This is a genomic window from uncultured Roseovarius sp., assembly GCF_947489715.1.
Classification (GTDB): Bacteria; Pseudomonadota; Alphaproteobacteria; order Rhodobacterales; family Rhodobacteraceae; genus Roseovarius.
Genome location: NZ_CANLER010000007.1, coordinates 112,436 through 135,100, shown reverse-complemented (window position 1 = coordinate 135,100; position 22,665 = coordinate 112,436). Strand labels below are relative to the sequence as shown.

The 22,665-nt window shown below is 58.9% G+C and carries 23 protein-coding genes, 1 tRNA gene and 1 pseudogene; 9 read left to right on the top strand and 16 right to left on the bottom strand.

Annotation, left to right across the window (positions count from 1 at the left end):
- Positions 1-454: 454 nt before the first annotated feature.
- The 6 genes and pseudogenes from rplP to Q1B27_RS17140 all read right to left on the bottom strand — a co-directional run.
- Complete coding sequence (gene rplP / locus Q1B27_RS17165) at positions 455-868, bottom strand: 50S ribosomal protein L16 (RefSeq protein WP_299849183.1); 414 nt, start codon at positions 866-868, stop codon at positions 455-457.
- Between the two features lie 11 nt (positions 869-879).
- Positions 880-1,587: a 30S ribosomal protein S3 gene (rpsC, locus tag Q1B27_RS17160; RefSeq protein WP_299849180.1), complete on the bottom strand. Its 708-nt coding sequence runs from the start codon at positions 1,585-1,587 to the stop codon at positions 880-882.
- Complete coding sequence (gene rplV, locus Q1B27_RS17155) at positions 1,587-1,967, bottom strand: 50S ribosomal protein L22 (RefSeq protein WP_299849178.1); 381 nt, start codon at positions 1,965-1,967, stop codon at positions 1,587-1,589. The genes rpsC and rplV overlap by 1 nt, the downstream gene beginning before the upstream one ends.
- Positions 1,968-1,970: 3 nt before the next feature.
- Positions 1,971-2,249, bottom strand: a complete 279-nt coding sequence (gene rpsS, locus Q1B27_RS17150) for a 30S ribosomal protein S19 (protein WP_008236480.1) — start codon at positions 2,247-2,249, stop codon at positions 1,971-1,973.
- A gap of 3 nt (positions 2,250-2,252) precedes the next feature.
- Positions 2,253-3,095, bottom strand: a complete 843-nt coding sequence (rplB, locus tag Q1B27_RS17145) for a 50S ribosomal protein L2 (RefSeq protein WP_299849176.1) — start codon at positions 3,093-3,095, stop codon at positions 2,253-2,255.
- Between the two features lie 466 nt (positions 3,096-3,561).
- Positions 3,562-3,702: pseudogene (locus Q1B27_RS17140) on the bottom strand (aldehyde dehydrogenase family protein); the annotation flags it as partial.
- Positions 3,703-3,714: 12 nt separating this feature from the next.
- On the opposite strand from Q1B27_RS17140, the gene Q1B27_RS17135 reads away from it, so the two are divergent.
- From Q1B27_RS17135 to Q1B27_RS17110, 6 genes are all read left to right on the top strand, one after another.
- The gene (locus tag Q1B27_RS17135; RefSeq protein ID WP_299849509.1) at positions 3,715-4,107 is read left to right on the top strand and encodes a helix-turn-helix domain-containing protein; all 393 of its coding nucleotides are present in this window, start codon (positions 3,715-3,717) and stop codon (positions 4,105-4,107) included.
- 46 nt (positions 4,108-4,153) lie between these two features.
- Complete coding sequence (locus tag Q1B27_RS17130) at positions 4,154-5,176, top strand: tyrosine-type recombinase/integrase (protein WP_299849174.1); 1,023 nt, start codon at positions 4,154-4,156, stop codon at positions 5,174-5,176.
- Between the two features lie 120 nt (positions 5,177-5,296).
- Positions 5,297-6,619 carry a site-specific DNA-methyltransferase gene (locus Q1B27_RS17125; protein WP_299849172.1) on the top strand — a complete coding sequence of 441 codons (1,323 nt, stop codon included), beginning with the start codon at positions 5,297-5,299 and terminating at the stop codon, positions 6,617-6,619.
- Entirely contained in the window at positions 6,573-7,208 is a 636-nt protein-coding gene (locus Q1B27_RS17120; RefSeq protein WP_299849170.1) for a site-specific DNA-methyltransferase, read from the top strand. The genes Q1B27_RS17125 and Q1B27_RS17120 overlap by 47 nt, the downstream gene beginning before the upstream one ends.
- Entirely contained in the window at positions 7,205-9,529 is a 2,325-nt protein-coding gene (locus tag Q1B27_RS17115) for a DEAD/DEAH box helicase family protein (RefSeq protein WP_299849168.1), read from the top strand. Before Q1B27_RS17120 ends, Q1B27_RS17115 begins: the two co-directional genes overlap by 4 nt.
- Positions 9,526-9,831: a hypothetical protein gene (locus Q1B27_RS17110; RefSeq protein ID WP_299849166.1), complete on the top strand. Its 306-nt coding sequence runs from the start codon at positions 9,526-9,528 to the stop codon at positions 9,829-9,831. Before Q1B27_RS17115 ends, Q1B27_RS17110 begins: the two co-directional genes overlap by 4 nt.
- 240 nt (positions 9,832-10,071) lie before the next feature.
- On the opposite strand, the gene Q1B27_RS17105 is transcribed toward Q1B27_RS17110, so the two are convergent.
- From Q1B27_RS17105 to Q1B27_RS17090, 4 genes are all read right to left on the bottom strand, one after another.
- Positions 10,072-10,148 (bottom strand) — tRNA-Arg (locus Q1B27_RS17105).
- 57 nt (positions 10,149-10,205) lie between these two features.
- Positions 10,206-11,546 carry a HAMP domain-containing sensor histidine kinase gene (locus Q1B27_RS17100; RefSeq protein WP_299849507.1) on the bottom strand — a complete coding sequence of 447 codons (1,341 nt, stop codon included), beginning with the start codon at positions 11,544-11,546 and terminating at the stop codon, positions 10,206-10,208.
- A gap of 68 nt (positions 11,547-11,614) precedes the next feature.
- Positions 11,615-13,033, bottom strand: a complete 1,419-nt coding sequence (locus tag Q1B27_RS17095) for an FAD-dependent oxidoreductase (protein ID WP_299849164.1) — start codon at positions 13,031-13,033, stop codon at positions 11,615-11,617.
- A 1-nt stretch (position 13,034) separates the two neighbouring features.
- On the bottom strand, positions 13,035-13,769 hold the full coding sequence (locus Q1B27_RS17090) for a VTT domain-containing protein (protein WP_299849505.1): 735 nt from the start codon (positions 13,767-13,769) through the stop codon (positions 13,035-13,037).
- A gap of 283 nt (positions 13,770-14,052) precedes the next feature.
- On the opposite strand from Q1B27_RS17090, the gene rpmH reads away from it, so the two are divergent.
- From rpmH to yidD, 3 genes are read left to right on the top strand one after another with little or no spacing between them, the layout of a single operon-like run.
- Positions 14,053-14,187: a 50S ribosomal protein L34 gene (gene rpmH, locus Q1B27_RS17085; RefSeq protein WP_027241708.1), complete on the top strand. Its 135-nt coding sequence runs from the start codon at positions 14,053-14,055 to the stop codon at positions 14,185-14,187.
- Between the two features lie 25 nt (positions 14,188-14,212).
- Positions 14,213-14,611 (top strand): ribonuclease P protein component, encoded by a 399-nt coding sequence (gene rnpA / locus Q1B27_RS17080; RefSeq protein WP_299849161.1) that lies wholly within the window; start codon positions 14,213-14,215, stop codon positions 14,609-14,611.
- Positions 14,608-14,841, top strand: a complete 234-nt coding sequence (gene yidD / locus Q1B27_RS17075; RefSeq protein ID WP_299849159.1) for a membrane protein insertion efficiency factor YidD — start codon at positions 14,608-14,610, stop codon at positions 14,839-14,841. Before rnpA ends, yidD begins: the two co-directional genes overlap by 4 nt.
- A gap of 109 nt (positions 14,842-14,950) precedes the next feature.
- Here yidD and Q1B27_RS17070 read toward each other — a convergent pair whose 3' ends face one another.
- The 6 genes from Q1B27_RS17070 to Q1B27_RS17045 form a co-directional block, all read right to left on the bottom strand.
- Complete coding sequence (locus Q1B27_RS17070; protein WP_299849158.1) at positions 14,951-16,324, bottom strand: sigma-54 dependent transcriptional regulator; 1,374 nt, start codon at positions 16,322-16,324, stop codon at positions 14,951-14,953.
- Complete coding sequence (locus Q1B27_RS17065) at positions 16,321-16,458, bottom strand: hypothetical protein (RefSeq protein ID WP_299849156.1); 138 nt, start codon at positions 16,456-16,458, stop codon at positions 16,321-16,323. The genes Q1B27_RS17070 and Q1B27_RS17065 overlap by 4 nt, the downstream gene beginning before the upstream one ends.
- A 1-nt stretch (position 16,459) precedes the next feature.
- On the bottom strand, positions 16,460-17,758 hold the full coding sequence (locus Q1B27_RS17060) for a c-type cytochrome (RefSeq protein ID WP_299849154.1): 1,299 nt from the start codon (positions 17,756-17,758) through the stop codon (positions 16,460-16,462).
- A complete protein-coding gene (locus Q1B27_RS17055; protein WP_299849152.1) occupies positions 17,759-18,967 on the bottom strand; it encodes a formate dehydrogenase subunit gamma in 1,209 nt (402 codons plus the stop codon).
- 113 nt (positions 18,968-19,080) lie between these two features.
- Positions 19,081-19,677 (bottom strand): formate dehydrogenase FDH3 subunit beta, encoded by a 597-nt coding sequence (fdh3B, locus tag Q1B27_RS17050; RefSeq protein ID WP_299849150.1) that lies wholly within the window; start codon positions 19,675-19,677, stop codon positions 19,081-19,083.
- 14 nt (positions 19,678-19,691) lie between these two features.
- Entirely contained in the window at positions 19,692-22,586 is a 2,895-nt protein-coding gene (locus tag Q1B27_RS17045) for a formate dehydrogenase subunit alpha (RefSeq protein WP_299849147.1), read from the bottom strand.
- Between the last annotated feature and the right edge of the window lie 79 nt (positions 22,587-22,665).

The following is a 22,665-nucleotide window of genomic DNA, read 5'->3' as shown; positions in this document are numbered from 1 at the left end:
ATGTCCCGGTCATGCTTCAAATCTAACCCAAAAATCGACCGCTGATAGTGCTTTGGGACTTTAGCGGCAGTTTCGGCCACTCCGCCGTCGTGAAAGACATTTGTTCCTGGACACCACGCGGAGCCTTTGTCTTACCTGAACCGGTCGTTTTTGTCACTGGCGACTTTCCAGCCAGAACCATTGAAAAACCTTGTTCCACAGCCCATTGGCGAAACCCGGTTTGATTTTATCACGTTTTTGGCCGCCATCCCAAGACCGGACATTCGTCATCCCGCAGCAACTTGGTAGGTGTGAGCTCGGACCTGCCCCTTGCAGGAAGACGCGGTCCCTCTTTGCTGCAAGAATAACGGTGTGGTTTGTGAAGAGGCGCGCTACAGCTTAGACCAAAACAAAACCCCCGCCGAACACTCGGGCGGGGGTTTTGATTTTCGTAGGGTGGGTGAAACCCACGTTCTTACCAGTCCTCGCGGACCACCACGCGGGTTTTCAGCGGCAGTTTCATCGCGGCAAGGCGCAGGGCCTCCATCGCAACCGCTTCGTTGACACCGTCGATCTCGAACATGATCCGGCCAGGCTTGACCTTGGCCGCCCAGAAATCAACCGAGCCTTTACCCTTACCCATCCGGACCTCGGTTGGTTTCGAGGTGACAGGCAGATCCGGGAATATCCGGATCCAGACACGGCCCTGACGTTTCATGTGACGCGTCATGGCACGACGTGCAGCCTCGATCTGACGCGCTGTTACACGCTCGGGCTGAGTGGCTTTCAGGCCATAGGTGCCGAAGTTCAGGTCAGAGCCGCCCTTGGCTTCGCCATGAATGCGACCCTTGAACTGCTTGCGGAATTTAGTGCGTTTTGGTTGTAGCATCTAATCTCTCCTTAACGACGGCCGCCGGCGCCACGGGGCGCGGGACCATCCTGGAGTTCCTGGGCCTTGCGATCACGAGCCGACGGATCGTGCTCCATGATCTCACCCTTGAAGATCCAGACCTTGATGCCGATGATGCCATAGGGTGTCGAGGCTTCGACATTGGCATAATCGATATCGGCGCGCAGGGTATGCAGGGGCACGCGGCCCTCACGGTACCATTCGGTCCGGGCGATCTCGGCGCCGCCAAGGCGACCCGCGACGTTGACCCGGATACCCAAGGCACCCATGCGCATGGCGTTCTGAACCGCACGTTTCATCGCACGACGGAACGAGACACGACGCTCAAGCTGCTGTGCGATGCTTTCGCCCACCAGAGTGGCGTCCAGCTCGGGCTTGCGAACCTCGACGATATTGAGGTGCAGTTCGCTGTCGGTCATCGCGGCCAGCTTGCGGCGCAGACCTTCGATATCAGCGCCTTTCTTGCCGATGATCACGCCCGGACGCGCGGTGTGAATGGTCACACGGCACTTCTTGTGGGGGCGTTCGATGATCACGCGGCTGACGCCGGCCTGCTTGCATTCCTTGTTGATGAACTCGCGGATCGCGATGTCTTCCAACAACAGATTGCCATAGTCCTTGGTGTCGGCATACCAGCGGCTGTCCCAGGTGCGGTTCACCTGCAGGCGCATGCCAATCGGATTTACTTTGTTACCCATCAGGCTTGCTCCTCAATTTGACGCACCTTGATCGTCAGTTCCGAGAACGGCTTGCGCAGCGCGCCAAACCGGCCACGGGCCCGCGGACGACCGCGCTTCATGACCAGGTTCTTGCCGACATAGGCTTCGGCCACGACCAGTTCGTCCACGTCCAGGCTGTGGTTGTTTTCAGCGTTGGCGATGGCCGACTGAAGGCATTTCTTCACGTCTTCGGCGATCCGCTTGTTCGAGAACGTCAGATCCGTCAGCGCCTTTTCCACCTTCTTGCCGCGGATCATCGCGGCCAGCAGGTTCAGTTTCTGCGGGCTGGTGCGAAGCATGCGCAGTTTTGCCATTGCTTCGTTGTCTGCCACGCGGCGGGGGTTCTTTTCCTTGCCCATGACTTACTTCCGCTTCGCTTTTTTGTCGGCGGCATGACCATAATAGGTGCGGGTCGGGCTGTATTCGCCGAACTTCTGACCAATCATGTCTTCGCTGACGTTGACGGGAATGTGTTTCTTGCCGTTGTAGACGCCAAACGTCAGGCCCACGAACTGGGGCAGGATCGTCGAGCGGCGCGACCAGATCTTGATAACTTCATTACGCCCGCTTTCGCGTGATGCTTCGGCTTTCTTAAGCACATAAGCATCCACAAAGGGGCCTTTCCATACAGAACGTGCCATGTGTTAGCGGCCCTTCTTCTTGGCGTGACGCGAGCGGATGATAAGCTTCTGCGACGCCTTGTTCTTGTTGCGGGTACGGGCACCCTTGGTCGGTTTGCCCCAGGGCGTCACCGGGTGACGACCACCCGAGGTCCGGCCCTCACCACCACCATGCGGGTGGTCGATCGGGTTCATGACAACACCACGAACGCTTGGGCGGATACCCTTGTGGCGCATCCGGCCGGCTTTACCGTAGTTCTGGTTCGAGTTGTCGGGGTTCGACACCGCACCAACGGTCGCCATGCATTCCTGGCGCACCAGGCGCAGCTCGCCCGAGCTCAGGCGAATCTGGGCGTAACCACCGTCACGGCCCACGAACTGGGCATAAGTACCTGCGGCACGGGCGATCTGACCGCCTTTACCGGGCTTCAGCTCGATATTGTGGACGATGGTACCGATTGGCATGCCCGAGAACGGCATTGCGTTACCCGGCTTGATGTCGGCCTTGGCGGCAGAGATCACCTTGTCACCGATGGCCAGGCGCTGCGGCGCCAGGATATAGGCCTTTTCGCCGTCGTCATAGTTGACGAGCGCGATGAAGGCGGTCCGGTTCGGGTCATATTCGATCCGCTCGACGGTCGCCGTGACGTCGAATTTATTCCGTTTGAAGTCTACGATCCGGTAGAGGCGTTTCGCCCCACCACCGCGACGACGCGATGTGATACGTCCGGTGTTGTTCCGGCCACCCGATTTCGTCAGACCCTCGGTGAGGGCTTTGACGGGGCGTCCTTTCCACAGCTCCGAACGGTCGATCAGCACCAGCCCGCGCTGGCCCGGCGTCGTTGGCTTATACGACTTGAGTGCCATGCTTTCTGTCTTCCGTTTAGCAAACGGCAGGGTCTTGTCCTGCCTATGTGATTGGGCGCGTGTTGCGCCCGGGTTATAGGGCCCCGAAGGTCCCCGGCTATTCCTGTGTTCTTCCGAACAAAAGCACAGCCCCGGACGAATCCGGGGCCTGCCGATGGGCTCGTTTACGAGAGAGAGAGCAGCGGGTCAAGCCTTTGCGCCAAGAATCCTGGCCTTTTGCATATGCGGCTCTCCGACCCCAAGCCGTGCGCTCGCCAGACCGCGGGATGGCGACCGATCCTTAGTGGTTGCCACTAAATCCCCGCCAAACCCATAAAACCTCGAAATGTGCTGCTACCCTTCAAAATCGCCAGCCGTCGCACCAGAGGCGCGCCACTTAAAGTTGGCACGCCTTCGGCGTGACCGGGCGGTCTGGCGATCGCGCGGCGGCCCTCGGCCGCGATTCCGCGCGAAATATTCAAATCGTCTAATGTCTGCTATGCGGACAAAGCTCCAATTCGCTGCAAATACACTGATGGCCGGTTTCGCGGCCTTGGCCAGATTGCTTTACGCCACCAAAGGGCGCGACTTCTGTCGAAATCAGACCGGTGTTGATGCCGACCATGCCCGTGCCATTAAGGTGGCCCGCACCTACACGGTTGAGGAAGCCGCCAATACTCTTGGCGTGTCGGTAGGCACGATCCGCAGTTGGGTGAAATCTGGTCTTCCGTTGATGAGATCACAAAGGCCGTTTTTGATCCTTGGAGATGCCCTGCGCAACTTTCTCGAAAACAGGGCACAAGCGTCAAAGGTCCCCTTGCTGGAAAATCAACTCTATTGCCTGACCTGCAAGGCAGGCAGTACCCCTATGGGCTTGCTGGTCGATTGCATCCCGCAAACATCAAAAACCGCCCGCCTTTTAGGGCTTTGTGAGGTCTGTAGCGGCACCTGCAACCGCATGATCAGCCGGTCAAAGATCGACCATTTCAGCCAGGTTTTCTGTGTCGCAATCAAAGAGGGGCAACAAGCCTAAAGGAACCCGCTGAACCCCTCTTAAACCATAACTTCGGAAAGGACACATGATGGCCCGGAAATACCACGAAGAAAACGAACGCATCAAACGCCGCTACCTGCAATATTTGCGCGAAGCCAAACGCATGGATATTTCAACGGTGGATAAGGCCGCCGAGGCGATCCTTCGGTTTGAGCAAAGCACCAATTTCAAGCCGTTCAAGCGGTTTCATATCGATCAGGCTATTGCTTTTAAAAACCGTCTATCGAACCAAAAGAACGTCCGAACCGGCGCGCGGCTTTCAAAGGCCACAGTCGATAGCACCCTGCGCATCGTCAAGGCGTTCATTCATTGGCTGGCGGGGCAACCCGGCTACAAGTCGCGGATTGCTTACGCGGACGCCGAATATTTCAATCTAAACGCCAAAGATGCCCGGATTGCCCATACGGCGCGCGAAGCAGTCTACCCGACGCCTGAACAATGCCGCCACGCCTTTGCGCAAATGCCCAGCGCGACAACGCTACAGCGTCGCGACAAGGCGCTCTTTGCCTTCCTGATGCTGACCGGGGCGCGGGATGGGGCGGTTGCCTCCATTCGCCTAAAACACGTCGATCTGGTCGAGAATTGTGTCTATCAGGATGCCCGCGACGTGAACACAAAGTTTGCCAAGACCTTCACGACTTGGTTTTTCCCGGTCGATGATGCATATCTGCAAGCCTTCCACGATTGGGTGACATACCTGCGCCAAGACGAACTATTCGGCCCGAACGACGCGCTCTTTCCCAAGCCCAAGATGGGCCTGCAAGATGGTGCATTTGCGGCGCTGGGCCTATCGCGCGACACCTACGCGAACGCGGGCAAATTGTGCACCGTGATCAAGGACGCCTTCACAAACGCGGGCCTTCCCGCCTTTGCCCCGCATAGCTTCTGCAAAACCCTTGGACTTCTGGCCAATGACCACTGCAAGACGCCCGAACAGTTCAAGGCTTGGTCGATGAACCTTGGGCATGAAAACATCGCCACCACGCTCAGCGCCTATTGCCCCGTTTCACCATCGCGGCAGGGGGAATTGATCCGGGGGATGATTTAATGAAAAGCTACATGGTTTGTTCATGCCAACCGTGTTGCAAATGATAAGTTAGTACCGTCTGGATTTCCCCCATCCCGTCAGGCACAAAGGGCGAAAAGACCAACACGGAGGCGACCATCCATGCAGAACCTTCTCGATGACCTAACGGCGCTGCTGCAAGCTGATCAGGCGTTCATCTCGGATGGGGCGATCCTAAAGAATGCGGTGATCGAGGCGGCGTTGAACATGGACGCGCGGCTGCTGGAACTGCTGATGCAGTCCGAGACGATCAAAGCGCATTTCTTCACCGAGGTCGCGGGGGCGCTGGTCTTCGACAAGGTGAAGTTTCAGGACTTCGTGTCCAACAAAGCCTTCCTGCCCGATAGCTACACGGCCTTCAAGAATCGGATCGGCCTGACAGATGTGCACGGGGATTACCTGAGCCAGTCGCGCGACGTGGTGCTGGCGTGGCCCTATAAGGATTGCGTGCTGGAGGGCGGTATGACGAAGGAGGACCGGGGCCGCGACGAGGTGTTCTGGAACACGACGTTGGCCCCGGACGACATCACCCGGCTGTTTGAACCTAAGGTACTGACTGGCTGGGAACGCTGGGACGGCGAGGCCGTGGCGGTGGGCAAGCCTGCGCCCGTGGGCGAGGTGCGCGAGGACGACAACCTGCTTATCAAGGGCAACAGCCTGCTGGCGCTTCATTCGCTGAAAGTGCGCTATGCAGGCAAAGTGAAACTAGTATATATCGACCCACCCTATAACACTGGCAACGATGGTTTCCGGTATAATGACCGCTTCAACCACTCGGCATGGTTGACCTTTATGCGGAACCGGCTTGAGGTGGCGAAGGAGTTGCTAAGCCGTGATGGGGCAATGTTCGTCAACTTGGATGATGGCGAAGCGCATTATTGCAAGGTGCTAATGGACGAGATGTTCGGTCGAGACAACTTCGTCGCAACGATTGTTTGGGAAAAAAAATACTCTGCATCCAATGACCACAAGTCCATCGCACCGATGCATGATTATTTGCTCGTGTTTGCAAAAAGCGAAGACTGGCGGCTGAACTTAATGCCACGCACGGCGGACAAAGACAGTCAATACAAGTTTGAAGATGAGGAAGGCATTTTTAGGGTAAGCGACTACACTTGCAACAAGTCTGCCGACGAGCGCCCCAACTTGTTCTATCCCGTCATTCAGAAGAATACCGGTGAGGAAATTTGGCCAAAACGAACACGTGTTTGGGCATATTCGAAAGACGAGCATTTGCAACATGTCAAAGATGACGTGATTTATTGGGGTAAAGACGGAAAAGCGAAAACTCCCGCGTTCAAGCGATATAGACATAAACTAAAAAACGACGGTGTAGTGCCTCAAACGCTTTGGCACCATGATTTCGCAGGGAACACAGATGCTGCAAAAAAAAGAACTAAGAACGTTTCTCGGAGATCAAAATGACTTTCAAACCCCAAAGCCAGAGTTGCTTATTCAGCGTGTCATCCAAGTAGCGACACAAGAAGGCGACTTAGTGCTAGATTTCTTTGCGGGTTCAGGAACCACCTCTGCGGTGGCGCACAAGATGAAGCGCCAGTGGATAGCGGTTGAACAGATGGATTATGTTCAAGACTTCCCTTTGGTACGTTTCCAGAAAGTTATCGAAGGCGAACAAGGCGGCATTTCCAAAGCCGTCGAGTGGCAAGGCGGCGGATCGTTTGTCTATGCCGAACTCGCAGCATCAAACTCAGCTCTCGCCGACCGTATCGGAGCGGCCCCGGACATGGCCACTCTGCAAACCATCCACGCCGACATCCAAGCCACGGGCTATCTACGCTATGGCGTGGACCTGAGCGCATTCGAAACAGAGGACTTGTTTGCAGCAAAGGGCGATCTCAGCGTTTTGCCGCTAGAAGAAGCCAAGCGCGTGTTGATGGACTGTCTCGATGCCAACCACCTCTATGTCAATCTTGGCTCCCTTGGCGATGAAGGCTTCGACATCTCGGATGATGACGCCTCCGCGACCCGCTCCTTCTATGGGCTGGACGCATGACCCAGAGCCTCGCGATCGAGTTTGACGCGCTGGCCAAGTATGGGGCCCTTAAGGCCGACTTGCCCGACGACATCACCAACAACCTTGCGCCGCAGATCGCGCTGCGCCACTATCAGCGCACGGCGCTGGAACGCTGGCTGTTCTACATTGACAAATACGAGGGACGGCCCAAGGCACCGCACCTGCTGTTCCACATGGCCACGGGCAGCGGCAAGACCGTGCTGATGGCGACGCTGATCCTGGACCTGTACCGGCGCGGCTATCGCAACTTCCTGTTCTTTGTGAATTCCGCGCAGATCATCGAGAAGACCAAGGAAAACTTCCTCAACCCCGCATCGGCCAAGCACCTGTTTGCACCCGCCGTGCGTATTGATGATGAGCCGGTGGACATCCGCGCGGTGGACACCTTCGACGCGGTGTCGGGCGATGTAATCAACATCCACTTCACCACCATCCAAGCGCTGCACACCCGGATGCAGGCCCCGAAAGAGAATGCCGTCACCATCGAGGATTTCCGCGACTACAAGGTGGTGATGATCTCGGACGAGGCGCACCACCTGAACGCCGAGACCAAGAAGACGTTGACCAAGGGCGAGGCAGAGGTGAAGGCCAGTTGGGAAGGTACGGTGTCCGAGATATTCCGCCAACACCCCGAGAACATGCTGTTGGAGTTTACCGCGACCGTGGATCTGAGCCACGAGGCGATCCGGGCGAAGTATGCCGACAAGATACTCTACGACTATTCCCTGCGGCAGTTTCGGGAAGACGGCTATTCCAAGGACATCGAGCTGCGGCAGGCGGATTTGCCGCCCGAGGCACGGATGATGCAGGCGATGGTCCTGAGCCAGTATCGCCGCAAGGTGGCCGAAGCGCACGGGCTGCATTGCAAGCCGGTGATTCTGATGAAGTCCAAGACGATCAAGGACAGCGCCGATAATGAGGTCGCATTCACGGCGATGGTTGCGGAGCTGACAGGCGAGGCGCTGGACGCGCTCAGGGCAGCCTCTGAGGGCGATGAGACCCTTTCGCGGGCCTTTGCCTTCATCATGGACGAAAGGGCCATGAGCGGCGCGGATTTCGCCCGTGAGCTACAGGGCGATTTTGCCCCCGAGAAGGTGGTGAACGTCAACAACCCAAAGGATCTGGAAAACAGACAGATAGAGCTGAACGCCTTGGAGGACCGGGACAACGAGATACGGGTGATCTTTGCCGTTGATAAGTTGAACGAGGGCTGGGACGTGCTGAACCTGTTCGACATTGTGCGCCTCTATGACACCCGCGACGGCAAGGCCAACAAGGTGGGCAAGACCACGATGGCCGAGGCCCAGTTGATTGGACGCGGGGCGCGGTATTTCCCCTTCATCGCGCCTGACCAGCCAGACGCAGCACGGGAAAAGCGCAAGTATGACAGCGAGGTGGACCATCCTTTGCGGGTGCTGGAAGGGCTGCACTACCACTGTTCGCACAATCCGAAGTACATCCAAGACATCCGCAACGCCTTGCGCGAAACCGGGATGCTGGACGACACCGCCCGGACGGTGCGGCTGCGGCTCAAGGACAGTTTCAAACAGACTGACCTATTTAAGCGGCATCATGTGTGGGTGAACGACCGGGTGAGAAACCCGCGCGACGGTGTGGCGGGGCTGGACGCCTACAAGATCGAAGGCCCCTTCACCTATCCGAACCTGATGACAGGCCGGGTGACAGAGGCTTCTGCGTTTGGCGGGGGGCAGTTGACGTTGAAACCGTCGAGCAAGGAACCCGTGTCCCGCGACCTCAAACTGACTGATTTCGGCAGGGCCATTTTGCGCTTCGCGATGGACGCCAACGATTTTTTCCACTTCGCCAACTTGCGGACCTATTTCCCGCAACTCGCCAGCGCATCACAGTTTGTCACCTCTGACACCTATCTGGGCGGCGTGACTGTGAGTGTGCGCGGCTTGCCCGATGACTTGGACAACCTGACCGCGCGGCAAAGGCTGGACATCGCGCAATACGTCCTGCACCAGATCGAAAGTGGCGTGAAACGAGAAAGTGTCGAGTATATCGGCACCAAGGACTTCAAGCCCTATCCCATCAAGGACCGTTTCACCAACAAGGTGCTTAAGCTGCGCATCGAAGGCGAGACCGGGCTAAGCTGGACAGAAAGCAATGTGCCGGGGTTGGACCAGATCGACCTGAGCGGCAAGGACTGGCACGCTTATGATGACAGTTACGGCACGGATCAGGAAAAGCATTTTTCAAGTACATGCACGATCAGGAAGCCCGGTTGCGGGACGTGTATGACGACTTCTACCTCTTGCGGAACGAGAAGGCGGTGAAGCTGTACGACTTCGACACCGGACGCGCCTTTGAACCCGACTTCGTTCTGTTTCTAAGGAAGAAGGGCCAAGAGGCTAGCGCGATCTTACAGCTATTCATCGAACCCAAGGGCGACCATTTGCGCCCGCAAGATGACTGGAAACAGGGCTTCCTTGGGCAAGTGAAAGCAAAGGCCAGACTTGAAACGGTATTCCAAGGCCGAGACTATACGGTTCTTGGCTTGCCCTTCTTCAATGAAGTCGGTCAAACCAACATAAACTTCAAGGCCGCGTTTGAGCAATTCATCGAAAGAACTACCTGATAAAGGGAAGCACGCCGCGCAGCGCGAACGCGGGCGAACTGACAAAAGAATGGTGTATTATAGCGAATCACAAGCTGCTTGGCATGAGAGCTGGAGCAGATCACCGTTCTAGAACGCTAACTCGATGTTTTGGTTATGCAGACTTCACACCACGCCTAAGGCTAGCCCTTTTTCTATGTGGGGCCTTATGTGGGGTAAGTTCGTCAGATGTGGAATTTATTCAATACTTTCAAGGTGTAGTGGCGGACCGAGGAGGATTCGAACCCCCGACCCCCTGATTCGTAGTCAGGTACTCTATCCAGCTGAGCTATCGGTCCGTCGAGAGCCAGCATCTAGACCCAAGTGCGCGGCAATGCAAGAGGGAGTGCAAGAATTTATTGCCGTAACTGCAAATCCGCTTTGGGCAGACAGATGCAGAACAGGGTTCCCTCTGGTCCGGTTGCCTCGAGCGTCAAATGACCGCCGTGGCCACGCACCAGTTCCGATGCGATCGACAGACCAAGCCCGGTGCCGCCCTTGCTGGCTCCGCCCTGAAACGGTTTGAACAGAAACTCCTGCGCCTTAGGCGGTAGGCCCGGACCGGTATCGGCCACGCGGATGAACCAGCTTTCCTCATCCTCGCTCGCCGAGATGTTTATTTCACCGGGCTGACCCGAGGCGATGATCGCCTGCCGTGCATTGCGCACCAGATTGCCGATCACCCGGAAAAGCTGCTCGGCATCGGCGCGCACGGTCAGGGCGGCAGGTACATCATCGGAAAGGCTCACGTCATGCTCGCCGACCGATAATCGTTCATTGTCGATCACCTCGTTGACGATATCGTTCAGTGCGAACCGGTTCAGCGTCGGGGTCGGCTCCTCGGCCTTGCCATAGGCCAGGGTCGACTCGCACAGATGCACCGCCCGGGTGATTGAGTTGACCAACTTGGGTGCCATGCGCTTCACGATCGGATCTTCGCTCGTCTCGATCCGGTCAGTAAAAAGCTGTGCGCTGGTCAGTATGTTGCGCAGATCGTGGCTGACCTTGGCGACGGCACCACCCAACTGCGCCAGATGCTCTTTCTGGCGCAAAGCACCGGTCAGCTGCGTCTGCAACGTCTGCAGCGTTTCTTCGGCCTGGCGCAGCTCTGTCACTCCGGCAGACGGCTGCATCACCAGCCGTGCATCTTCGGGCGAGGCGGCATAATCCTTCATGTTGCCCACAACCCGCTTGATCGGTTTGACCAGAAAGACCCGCACCGCCAAAAATAGGAGCACCGCCGTGATGATCGAGATTACCGCTGAAAGCCAGAGAATACGCACACCGTAATCAATCATCGCAGCACGCAAACTGCCTGTCTCCATCGTCACTTCGATCAGTAACCCGGCCATATTTACCGGCTCACCAATCACCCGTATCACCTCGGGCTCGGGATTGAAAAAACACTCCAGCGCATCTCGGATCAACTCAAGCGCACCGGGATTACGCAAATCATATGTCTTTGTGATCGGTGCGGGGATCGGTGCGGAAAGCATCAGCTGACGAGCCTCATCCCTCCGCAAAACCACGTTGTAGACACCCGCGTTCTGCAGCAACTCTTCCTGTACATCAGCATCCACTTCTGTCTCAGCCAGCAGAGCAAGCGCTGCGATCTGTGCCCGCTCCAACCGAGACATCAGGAAATCCTCGCGATACCGCGCCACCGAGGGCACAAATATCAGCACCTCGGCCAACATAACGAAGACCGCTGTCAGGATCAGAAATCGGCCCGAAAGTGAATTCACATCAACCGTCCAGAGTTACGTTAGGGAAGCCATCGTTGCACCAGCCCCACTATCTTTTTCACCGTAGGATTATCAAACAACCGAGGCGAGAAATAGGCCCCCGCTGCACGTTTATTGATCTCGCCGATGGTCGGATAGGGGGCCACCATATTGGCCACATGTTTCATCTTAAGTTTGTTGGCGATGACCAACGCCCAGAGGTTAATCAACTCACCCGCCTGCGCCCCGGCAATCGACGCCCCAACCGGTCGGCCCTTGACCACCATGACCTTTATCAGGCCGGTGGTCTTGCGTTCGGCGATGGCGCGGTCGTTCTGAGTATACTCGAACCGCACCACTTCCAGCGCGTCCCGGTGTTCTTCGCGCGCCTGCTCTTCGGTCAATCCGACTTGTGACAACTCGGGCTCGGTATAGGTTGCCCAGGGGATGTGATCGGTGCGTTGTTTGGCGGGCAATCCAAACAAGGCCGAGCGGATGACAAGCCCGGCATGATATCCTGCCACATGGGTGAATTGCAGCCCGCCCGCCACATCGCCAATGGCATAGACCCGCTTGTTCGTGGTGCGCATCCCGGCATCCACCTTGATGCCGCGCTTCGTGGTCTCGATCCCGGCCGCCTCCAACCCAAGACGGTCGATATTTGCCTTGCGGCCCACCGCCATCAGCAGATGTGTGCCCTTGAAGATGCGGCCATCCTTGGCCTCGACCTCGACCGCGCCCGCCTTGCCGCGAATTTCCGACGCCATGGCCCCTTCAGAAATCTCGATGCCTTCCTCGCTCAGCCGCTCCAGCACGATAGCCGCCATCTCGGGATCGTCCTGACTCAGGGCTTTCATACCTTCGATCACGGTCACCTTGCTGCCCAGACGCAGATGCGCCTGCGCCATTTCCATGCCGATCGGTCCACCGCCGATGATCAGCAGGTGCTTGGGTTTCTCGCGCAGCTCGAAAATGGTCTCGTTGGTTTCATAGGGCACAGCGTCCAGCCCCGGTATCGGCGGCACCAGCGGCGACGAACCGGTTGAAATGACGATCCGGCGCGCGGTGATCACATCATCGCCCGCCTGCACTTCGTTGGGCGAGATAAAAGAACCATATTCCTGGATTACCTGCACGCCCAGCTCCTCGAACCGCTCCACGCTGTCATGGGGCTCAATCTGGGCGATCACACCTGCCACGTGATCCTTGGCCGCGGCGTAATCGGCTTTTGGCTTCACGTTGGCCACGCCGTAGGCGCTGGCATGGGCCTGCGCATGAGCCGCCTTGCCGCTGGCGATCAGCGCCTTGGAGGGCACGCAGCCATAGTTCAGGCAGTCGCCGCCCATCTTGTGACCTTCCAGCAAGATCACCGAGGCCCCCATTTGCACCGCGCCTGCCGCAACCGACAACCCGCCCGAGCCAGCCCCGATGACCAGCAGATCAGCATTCAGTTCAGCCATTTCAGATGCCTTCTTTGCGGCCGCGCACGGCCTTGATGACGATGGGTAACGCGGCCAGCACGCTCAGGCCCAGGATCGGCCCGATGACCTGCGGTTCCCACAACAGGGACAGATCAGGGCTTTCGCCACGGTCGAATACCTCGCCCAGGCCCACGCCGATCCACGTAAAGACAATCGCGCCCGGGATGATCCCGAAAACGGTGGTGAAGGCGAAATTGACAAATTTCACACCCACCAGTGCCGGCAGCAGATTGGCCACGAAGAACGGTACCGCGGGGACCAAGCGCAGCAGGAAAAGCACGCTGATCTCATTTTCCTGCAGGCCGGTTTTCAACTTTTTCAGCGCCCCGTCCGACGCCTCCATCCTGGCCGCCAGCGTCTTGCCCAGGCCCCAGCGGGCCGCCAGAAAGATCGCAAAGGCCCCGAGCGAGGCGGCGACCACGTTGAAAATCGTCCCGAAGGTCAGCCCAAACAGGAACCCGCCGGTGACCGATGCCACCGCCGCCCCGGGCAGCGAAAACGCCACGATAACGAAGTAAATCGCGATAAAGACCACCACGATACCTAGGAAATTGGCATCCCGGAACGCCAGTAGTGCCTCGCGATTTTCCCGCAGTGTTTCGAATGTCAGATAGTCCCGCAGGGTGAAAAATCCGATGACCGCCACGATCAGGATAATCGCCAGCGGCGCATGTCTCAGGATTGAGGCTTTTTCGGGTTGGGTCACGTTTTCCATCTCTTCACCAAGTTTGATCACTTTGACCCCTAAATGCGCGGTAGGGCACCCGTTGCATAGACGGATCACGTTCCCTTGATCTCAGGTGATGGGTTCCGCGGCGTAAATGCCCTGATTTCAAGAATTTGTAACATCACGTGTGGTATTGAACAGGTTTTTTGTTGCAAAACCCTCTCCACGGGTTTGACTTGTCAAATCGGGCCTACTATAGACCGGGCTTCAGATATCCACCGGACGGGCCTCGATTCCAAGTGCGCCCCCGGAACAGATCGGAGACGGAGCGATGAAACGCACCTTTCAACCCTCGAACCTCGTGCGCAAACGGCGCCATGGTTTCCGCGCGCGCATGGCCACCAAAGCCGGCCGCAAGATCCTGAATGCACGTCGCGCCCGTGGCCGCAAGGAACTGAGCGCCTAAAGCTCGGGCACCCAGGAAAACGGACATGATACCGCCGGAGGCCCCCGAAAACATACCGGGGAATACGCCCCCGGCGGTTTCCGTTTGTCTGGAGGTGCTGAAAAACCGTTCTGACTTCCTCGCTGCCGCCCGCGCCCGGCGTCAGGCCACGCAGTCAATGGTAGTGCAGGCCCGCAATCGACACGACGAGGAAGCGCATGTCGGGGTGGGATTTACCTGCTCCAAGAAGGTCGGCAATGCCGTGGCCCGTAACCGCGCCAAACGCCGCCTGCGCGAAGCAGCACGGACGATCCTGTCGGAAAACGGCCAGCCGGGCTGGGATTACGTCCTGATCGGCCGGGCAGAGATCACCGCCACCCGTCCCTTCGATCTGTTGCAGCAGGATCTGCGTGACGCGCTGCACAGGCTGCACGCCAAACCATGAGTCCGCTTGCCCATCTCATGGCGCTGCCCATTCGCGCCTACCGGCTGATCCTGTCGCCCTGGGTCGGGTTCAACTGCCGTTACCAGCCCACCTGCAGCGCCTATGCTCTGGAGGCGCTGGAAAAACACGGGGGCTTCAAAGGTGGCTGGATCGCTGCCAAACGCATCGGGCGCTGTAACCCGTGGGGCAATTGCGGCTACGACCCGGTACCGGAAAAACGCGATCGCTGAGGCATGCGCCACGGGGTTTGGGGTGAAACCCCAAGGGCTTCGTGCCCTGAACAAAAACCAAAATGCGTGAGCGTCAGCGAACTCCGTCAGGGAACATCCGCCGGAAACTTCAAACGCCCCAGGCGGCGCATTTGCGGTCCACCGTCTTGCGCGACACGCCCAGCCGGCGCGCCGCTTCGGCACGGTTGCCGCCGCAGGCATCCAGTACATTCATGATATGGCGCTGCTCGACCAGTTCCAGCGTCTCCAGCGCCCGCGCACCCGTGACCCGGCCCGAGCCGGAAAACTCTTCGGGAAACTCCCCCAGGATCACCGACCGCTCGATCAGGTTGCGCAGTTCGCGCACATTGCCGGGCCAGTCATAGCGGCTTAGCTTCAAGAGCACCTCTTCGTTCAGTTCCAGCGCGGGCATGCCAAGGGTCCGGGAAAACTCGCTCATGAACAGCGCCGTCAGCTCGACGATATCCTCCTGCCGCGCACTCAGCAGCGGCATCTCGATCCCCACCACATTGATCCGGTGATAGAGGTCCCGCCGAAAGCTGCATTCCGCCACCGCCTGCTCGAGATCGGAATTGGTGGCAAAGAGAAACCGCAGGTTCAGCGGAATTTCCCGCTCGGCTCCGGCGGGCCGGATGCGCTGATCCTCAAGCACCCGCAGCAGCATGGCCTGCACCTGTTCGGGCAGCTGCGCCACCTCGTCAAGCAGCAGCGTGCCACCATCCGCATGCAGGAACAGCCCGTCTTTGCGATGCTCGCCACCTTCGACCACGCCAAAGAGTTCCTCGGCAATGTGGTCACTGGCGAAACCGGCGCAGTTCACCGCCACAAACGGCTTTTCCGCCCGGTCCGACAACCCGTGCAGCGTGCGTGCGGCGATCTCCTTACCGGTTCCGCTGGCGCCGGTGAACAGAACCGAGGTCGGCAGCGGCGCCAGCTTGGCCAGCATGTCACGCACATCCTGTATCGGTTGCGAATTGCCCAAAAGACGCCCGCGCGCCGCAAACCCGGCCTCGCTCAGCTCGTGTTTCAACAGGTAGTTTTCCCGCCTCAGCGATTTGCGATCCAGCGCCCGCGCCGCCGCGTTGAGGATCTGGTTGGCCCGGAACGGTTTCAGAACGAAATCCGCAACCCCGGTGCGCAGCGCCTGGATCGCCGTATCCAGATCGGCATAGGCGGTGATCAGGATCGTATCGGCGTAAAAGCCCACCCGACGCTGCTCGGCCAGCCAATCTAGCCCGGTCTGACCCGGCATGATATTGTCCAGAATGACCAGATCGAAATGCGCCTGGTCCAGGATCGCCGCCGCTTCGGCGGTCGAGCGCGCCTGCTCGACCCGCTTGCAGCGCGGCGTCAGGATCTTGGTCAGGAAATTGCGCATCCCCGGTTCGTCGTCAATCACCAGGATCGACGCAACACCCAGGCTTTCGCCATAATCATCCGGGTTGCCCTGAGGGCCTCCGGCCTGCACCACGGGCGCTGTCATTCGCCCGCATCATCCAACCGCACGGCAGGCCCGGCATTCGCGTCCTCTACCGAGTAACCCATGCCCTCCAGCACGATATCCGCACCCAGGGCAATGACTGCCACCGCAACAAAAGCTGCCAGCATAGATTTCATTTCAATTCTCCCCGTTACCTGCGGCCTCGCGCAGGAATTCTACCAGATCGCGCCGGTCAGCGGCCTGCGTGATCCGCTGCATCGGCATCTTCGATCCCGGAATATAGTGATCCGGACCCAGATCGAACAGCTGATCAATCGTATCGTCGGACCATATGATATCCGATCCGCTCAGAATTTCCGAATAGCGATATCCCGGCACCGTGCCTGCCCGCCGCCCGAAGACCCCGTAAAGCGTCGGCCCGGCCTTGCGCGAAGGCGGCGGCGTCAACGCGTGGCAGATCGAGCATTTGCGCATGAACTGTCGCTCGCCATTGGGCATCGCGTCTGCGTCGCGCAGGAAAGAGCGTGTCTCGCCCCCCGCCGGGTCATATTCATCCAACAGCGCCACAGGCCAGGAAAATACAACATCCTCCAGACCCCCAGCGTAGATTGCTGATCCGTCCGGGCCGAAATCCAGCGCCCAGACCGGCCCCTGCCGCATGGCGCGGAAATCACGGCTGATGCTCCAGCGTGCCGTGTCGATCATCATGATGAACCCATGCCCGTCGCCGACGGCCAGCTGGTTCGTTTCAGCATGATAGGCCATCGACAGGATTGGCCGCCGCTCCAACGTGAAATCGGCAATGGTTTCGCCGCTTACCGGGTCGATCACCCGGGTCACGCCATCAACCGCGCCATAGGCCAGCCAATCGCCGCCCGGCGACAGGATCAGGCGATTGACGCCAAACCCGTGGCTGACCACGATCCGCGCGGCACCGCCGGTCAGATCCCATTGCCGGATCGTCCCATCTGCCGAGGCTGAATAAAGATGCTGGCCATCAGCGCTAAACACCACATCGTTGACCCCCGCATCATGGCCGCTGAAAAATCGTGGGGCACCGCCCGTCGCAGGCCACAGCCCGACGCTACCATCCCAGCTGGCCGAGGCGATCCAGGTGCCTTCGGGCGACACCGAAAGACGGCGCACCTTGCCCTTGTGGCCCTCAAGCCGGGTCTGATTTCCGGAACCAATATCCCACAGGATCAGGGCGAAATCATCGCCGGACGAAACGGCCCGTGACGGGCCCAGAAACGCCACCGCATTGGCGGCAGCCTCGTGTCCTTCCAGCCAAGTGGGCACACGGCCCTCCCAAAGCCCTACCGAGTTGTCGAAACTCGCCGTGGCCACCTGACCGGTCCCGGCATTCACCGAGATGTCCATGATCGGCCCGCCATGCCCCTTTAGGGTGGTGAACTCCTGCGCCGCCGCGCCCAGCGGTGCCAGCAAAATCCACAGGCTGAGCGTCCAACTGCGCATCTATTCCGCAGGGGTGGCCTTGCCATCAGCAGGGGCGGCCGCACCTTCGCGGTTCTGCACCTCTTCCAACCACAGGGAATGGTGTTCGCGCGCCCATTGCTCCTCGACCTCGCCACTGCCCATGGCGTCATAGGCACCTTCCATCCCGACCGAGCCGATATAGATATGCGCCAGAATGATCGCCATCAGCACAAAGGCCATGATCGAGTGCCAAAGCTGCGCATATTGCATCTCTTCATGCGGAGCCAGTTGCGTCGGCAACTCACCATATCCCGCCAACCCGGCCAGTCCAGTTTCGTTCAGAATGGCGAAGGTCTTGGCAAACATCGGCATCTCGAACGGAAACAGAAGTGACAGCCCGGTCAGTGAAATCGACGCCCCGAACACGATCACCGACCAGAAGATCAGCTTTTGCCCGGCGTTGAATTTCTTGGCCGGCGGGTGCTTGCCATCCGAAAGGATGCCGCCGCCCTGGGCCAGCCATTTCAGATCGGTGCGACTGGGCAGGTTGTGCATGACCCACATTACAAACACCATCGCCAGCCCCAGCATGAAGGCCCAGCTGACATTGTTGTGAATCCATTTCGACGCGATCGCCAGCGTCGAGAACGCCTCGTGCCCGAAGGCCGGGATCAGCACCTTGCGCCCGAATAGCGAGACTAGCCCGGTCACCCCCAAGAGGATGAACGACCCGGCCATCAGCCAGTGCCCAAAGCGCTCGATCGCCTTGAACCGCGTCACCGTGCGGCCAGTTTTTTCACCGTCGATCCGGATGCGACCACGCATCATGTAGAAAAGGACTAGAAACACCAACGTGCCGCCCAAAAGCCCCGCGCCCTTGACCGAGAGCGGCCCGTCGCGGAACTGCAGCCAGCGCATGCCGCCATCCTGCATCAGAACCCGCGCAGCATCGCCGCCGGAGGATACGGTGATATCGGCCGTCCCGTAGCGCAATGCGCGCCACAGTTCCGGGTCCGAGGCGCCGCCCAGCGTGCCCAGCTGTGCCGCGATGCCCGCGGCGCTGTCTGCATTGCCCGTTGCCTCGCGGCGGAAGCTATCGTCGATCTTCTCGCCGCGCTGACGCGCCAGAATATCCTCGAGCGTCTGCGCACCACCCGTGGCGGCCCGGTCGGTATCAGACATTTCCTGCGCAGAGGCCGGCAGGCACAGCACCAGTGACAGAAGAAAGCTCAGCAATAGGCGTGGCATCATCCCATGTCCCGTTTGAATTTCATATGAGGATCAGGGGGCGGCCCGCAGGCCGCCCGCCCGAATGTCAAAGGCTTGGGGTGGGTGACACCCACCGATACCCGACCCTCAGGTCAGCCGCCCTTCTGATCATAGGCCGTTCCCCAGCCCCAGGCACCAGATCCGAAGCCGCGCGCCACGACGCGTTCGCGGTAGATCGCCGATACGATGTCGCCATCTCCCGCCAGCAGGGCCTTGGTCGAACACATCTCGGCGCAGATCGGCAACTTGCCTTCCGCGATCCGGTTGCGTCCGTACTTCTGGAACTCGGCGGTCGAGTGGGTCTCTTCCGGGCCACCGGCGCAGAAGGTACATTTGTCCATCTTGCCGCGCGATCCAAAATTGCCCGCCTGCGGATATTGCGGCGCGCCGAACGGGCACGCGTAGAAACAATATCCACAACCGATACAGAGGTCCTTGGAGTGCAGAACCACCCCTTCCTCGTTCTGGTAAAAGCAGTCTACAGGGCAGACCGCCATACAAGGCGCATCGGAACAGTGCATACAGGCCACGGAAATCGACCGTTCCCCGGGCTTGCCATCCTGAATGGTGACAACCCGGCGGCGGTTGATGCCCCAAGGCACCTCATGTTCGTTCTTGCAAGCGGTGACACAGGCGTTGCATTCAATGCAGCGTTCGGCATCACAGAGAAACTTTGCTCTCGCTCCCATTTTCTCTCTCCTCCTTAAGCTGCACTGATTTTGCAGAGAGTACACTTGGTCTCCTGCATTTGCGTGACCGAGTCGTAGCCATAGGTCTGTGCAGTATTCGAGCTTTCACCCAGCACGTAAGGGTCCGCCCCGTCGGGATATTTATCCCTCAGGTCCGCGCCCTCAAAATGACCACCGAAGTGGAAAGGCATGAAGGCAACGCCTTCGCCCACCCGCTCGGTGACCATCGCCATGACCTTGACCTTGGCGCCTTCGGCACCTTCAACCCAGACCTGTTTGCCATCGCGGATACCCAGATTGTTGGCATCGCGCGGATGGATTTCCACAAACATGTCCTGCTGAAGCTCGGCCAGCCAAGGGTTCGACCGCGATTCGTCGCCGCCGCCCTCGTACTCCACCAGACGACCGGATGTCAGGATCATTGGATAATCCTTGCTGAAATCCTGCTTCTGGATCGAAGCATACATGGTCGGCAAGCGATAGGCCTGACGGTCCTCGTAGGTCGGATAGTCCGCCACCAGATCGCGCCGCGGCGTATAAAGCGGCTCGCGGTGGATCGGCACCGGGTCGGGGAACGTCCAGACGACCGCACGGGCCTTCGCGTTACCGAAGGGTGCACAGCCATGACTGATCGCGACCCGCTGGATACCGCCCGAAAGGTCGGTCTTCCAGTTAGTCTTGGGTCCGGCAACCGCGTCGATACTGGCACGTTCCTCGTCGGTCAGATCACCGTCCCAGCCAAGATCCATCAGCATCTGCATGGTGAATTCAGGGTAACCGTCCTGAATCTCCGACCCAGCGCTATAGACCCCTTCGGCCAGCAGATTGTCGCCATCCCTCTCGACGCCGAAACGCGCACGGAAGGTCAGACCACCTTCGCCCACAGGCTTGGACATGTCATAGAGGTTTGGCGTACCGGGATGACCCATCTCGGCCGTTCCCCAGCAAGGCCATGGCAAACCGTAATAGTCGCCATCCGCCGGACCGCCCACCGCCTGCAGCGTGGTTCTGTCGAACGTATGCTGATTGGCCATGTGCAGTTTCAGGCGTTCAGGTGACTGACCGGTATAGCCGATGGTCCACAGACCCCGGTTGAATTCGCGTGTGACACTTTCGACATTGGGTGTCTCGTCATCTTCCATCTCGATATTTCGGAAGAAACGGTCGGCCCAGCCGAACTTGTTGGCGAATTTGGCCATGATGACCTCGTCCGGCAGCGATTCAAACAACGGCTCCACGACGCGGTCGCGCCACTGGAAACTGCGGTTCGATGCGGTCACGGACCCGCGGGTCTCGAACTGCGTGCAGGCCGGCAGTAGATAAACCCCATCGGTACGGTCATGCAATACGGCGGAAACAGTGGGGTACGGGTCGACCACGACCAGCATGTCCAGCTTTTCCATCGCCGTCTTCATTTCCTTACCGCGCGTCTGACTATTAGGCGCGTGGCCCCACAGAACCATGGCCCGTACCTTGTTGGGCTGGTCCATGTTTTCGGTATCTTCCAGCACACCGTCGATCCAGCGACTAACAGGGATACCCTTCAGGTTCTGAAGCGATTTATCTTTACCTTCGGAATCCTTGATACTGTCGAATTGACCAGCCAGCCAGTCCGGGTCTTCTTCCCAGACACGGGCCCAATGGGCCCAGGCACCGCCGCTCAGGCCATAATAGCCCGGCAATGTATGGCTCAGAACACCCAGATCGGTCGCACCTTGCACATTATCATGGCCACGGAAGATGTTGGTCCCACCCCCGCTAGTGCCCATGTTGCCAAGCGCCAACTGCAACACGCAATAAGCACGCGTGTTGTTGTTACCGTTGGTGTGCTGAGTGCCACCCATGCACCAGATCACGGTGCCAGGACGGTTATTGGCCATGGTCAGCGCCACGCGACGCAACTGGCTGCCGGGCGTGCCGGTAACCCGTTCGACCTCTTCCGGGGTCCATTTGGCCACTTCTTCCTTGATCTGATCCATCCCCCAGACACGGGTGCGGATGAATTCCTTGTCTTCCCAGCCGTTCTCAAAGATGTGCCACAGAATACCCCAGATCAGCGCCACGTCGGTGCCTGGACGGAAGCGGACATATTCATCCGCATGGGCCGCCGTGCGGGTAAAGCGCGGGTCACAAACGATTACCGGCGCATTGTTCTGTTCCTTCGCCTTCAGCAAATGCAACAGCGAGACGGGATGCGCCTCGGCCGGGTTGCCACCAATGATGAAGATGGCCTTTGAATTGTGGATGTCATTATAGCTGTTGGTCATGGCGCCATAGCCCCATGTGTTCGCTACACCCGCAACAGTGGTCGAGTGACAAATCCGCGCCTGGTGATCCACGTTGTTCGTGCCCCAGTAGGCGGCGAACTTGCGGAACAGGTAGGCCTGTTCGTTGTTGTGCTTGGCCGATCCCAACCAATACACCGAGTCCGGGCCGCTTTCGTCGCGGATATTCATCATGCCGTCACCGATCTCGTCGATCGCCTGCTCCCAGCTGATGCGTTTCCATTCTCCGCCTTCCTTTTTCATCGGATATTTAAGGCGGCGTTCGCCATGGGCGTGCTCGCGGACCGATGCGCCCTTGGCACAGTGGGCACCCAGGTTGAACGGGCTGTCCCAGCCAGGCTCCTGGCCCACCCAGACACCGTTTGATACCTCGGCGACCACGGTGCAGCCAACCGAACAGTGGGTGCAGACCGATTTAACCGTCTCAACCGCCTCGTTCGCGGCACTTTGTGCCGTGGCGCGGGTGACCGTGCTCCCTGTTGCGCCAATTGCGGCCAGGCCACCAATGGCCAGACCGGATCCGCGCAGAAACGCGCGGCGGTCGACCGATTTCTCGGCGACCTCAGACAGGATACTTGTCCGCTGGGGGCGTCTCGCTACCCCGTTGGTCTTTTTCCTAAGCATGTTACTCTCCTCCCTTGCGTGCCCGGCGGGCTTGCTAGGTATTGCTGTTACCTCGGGCAGTCGGGCCTATCGCTACCAG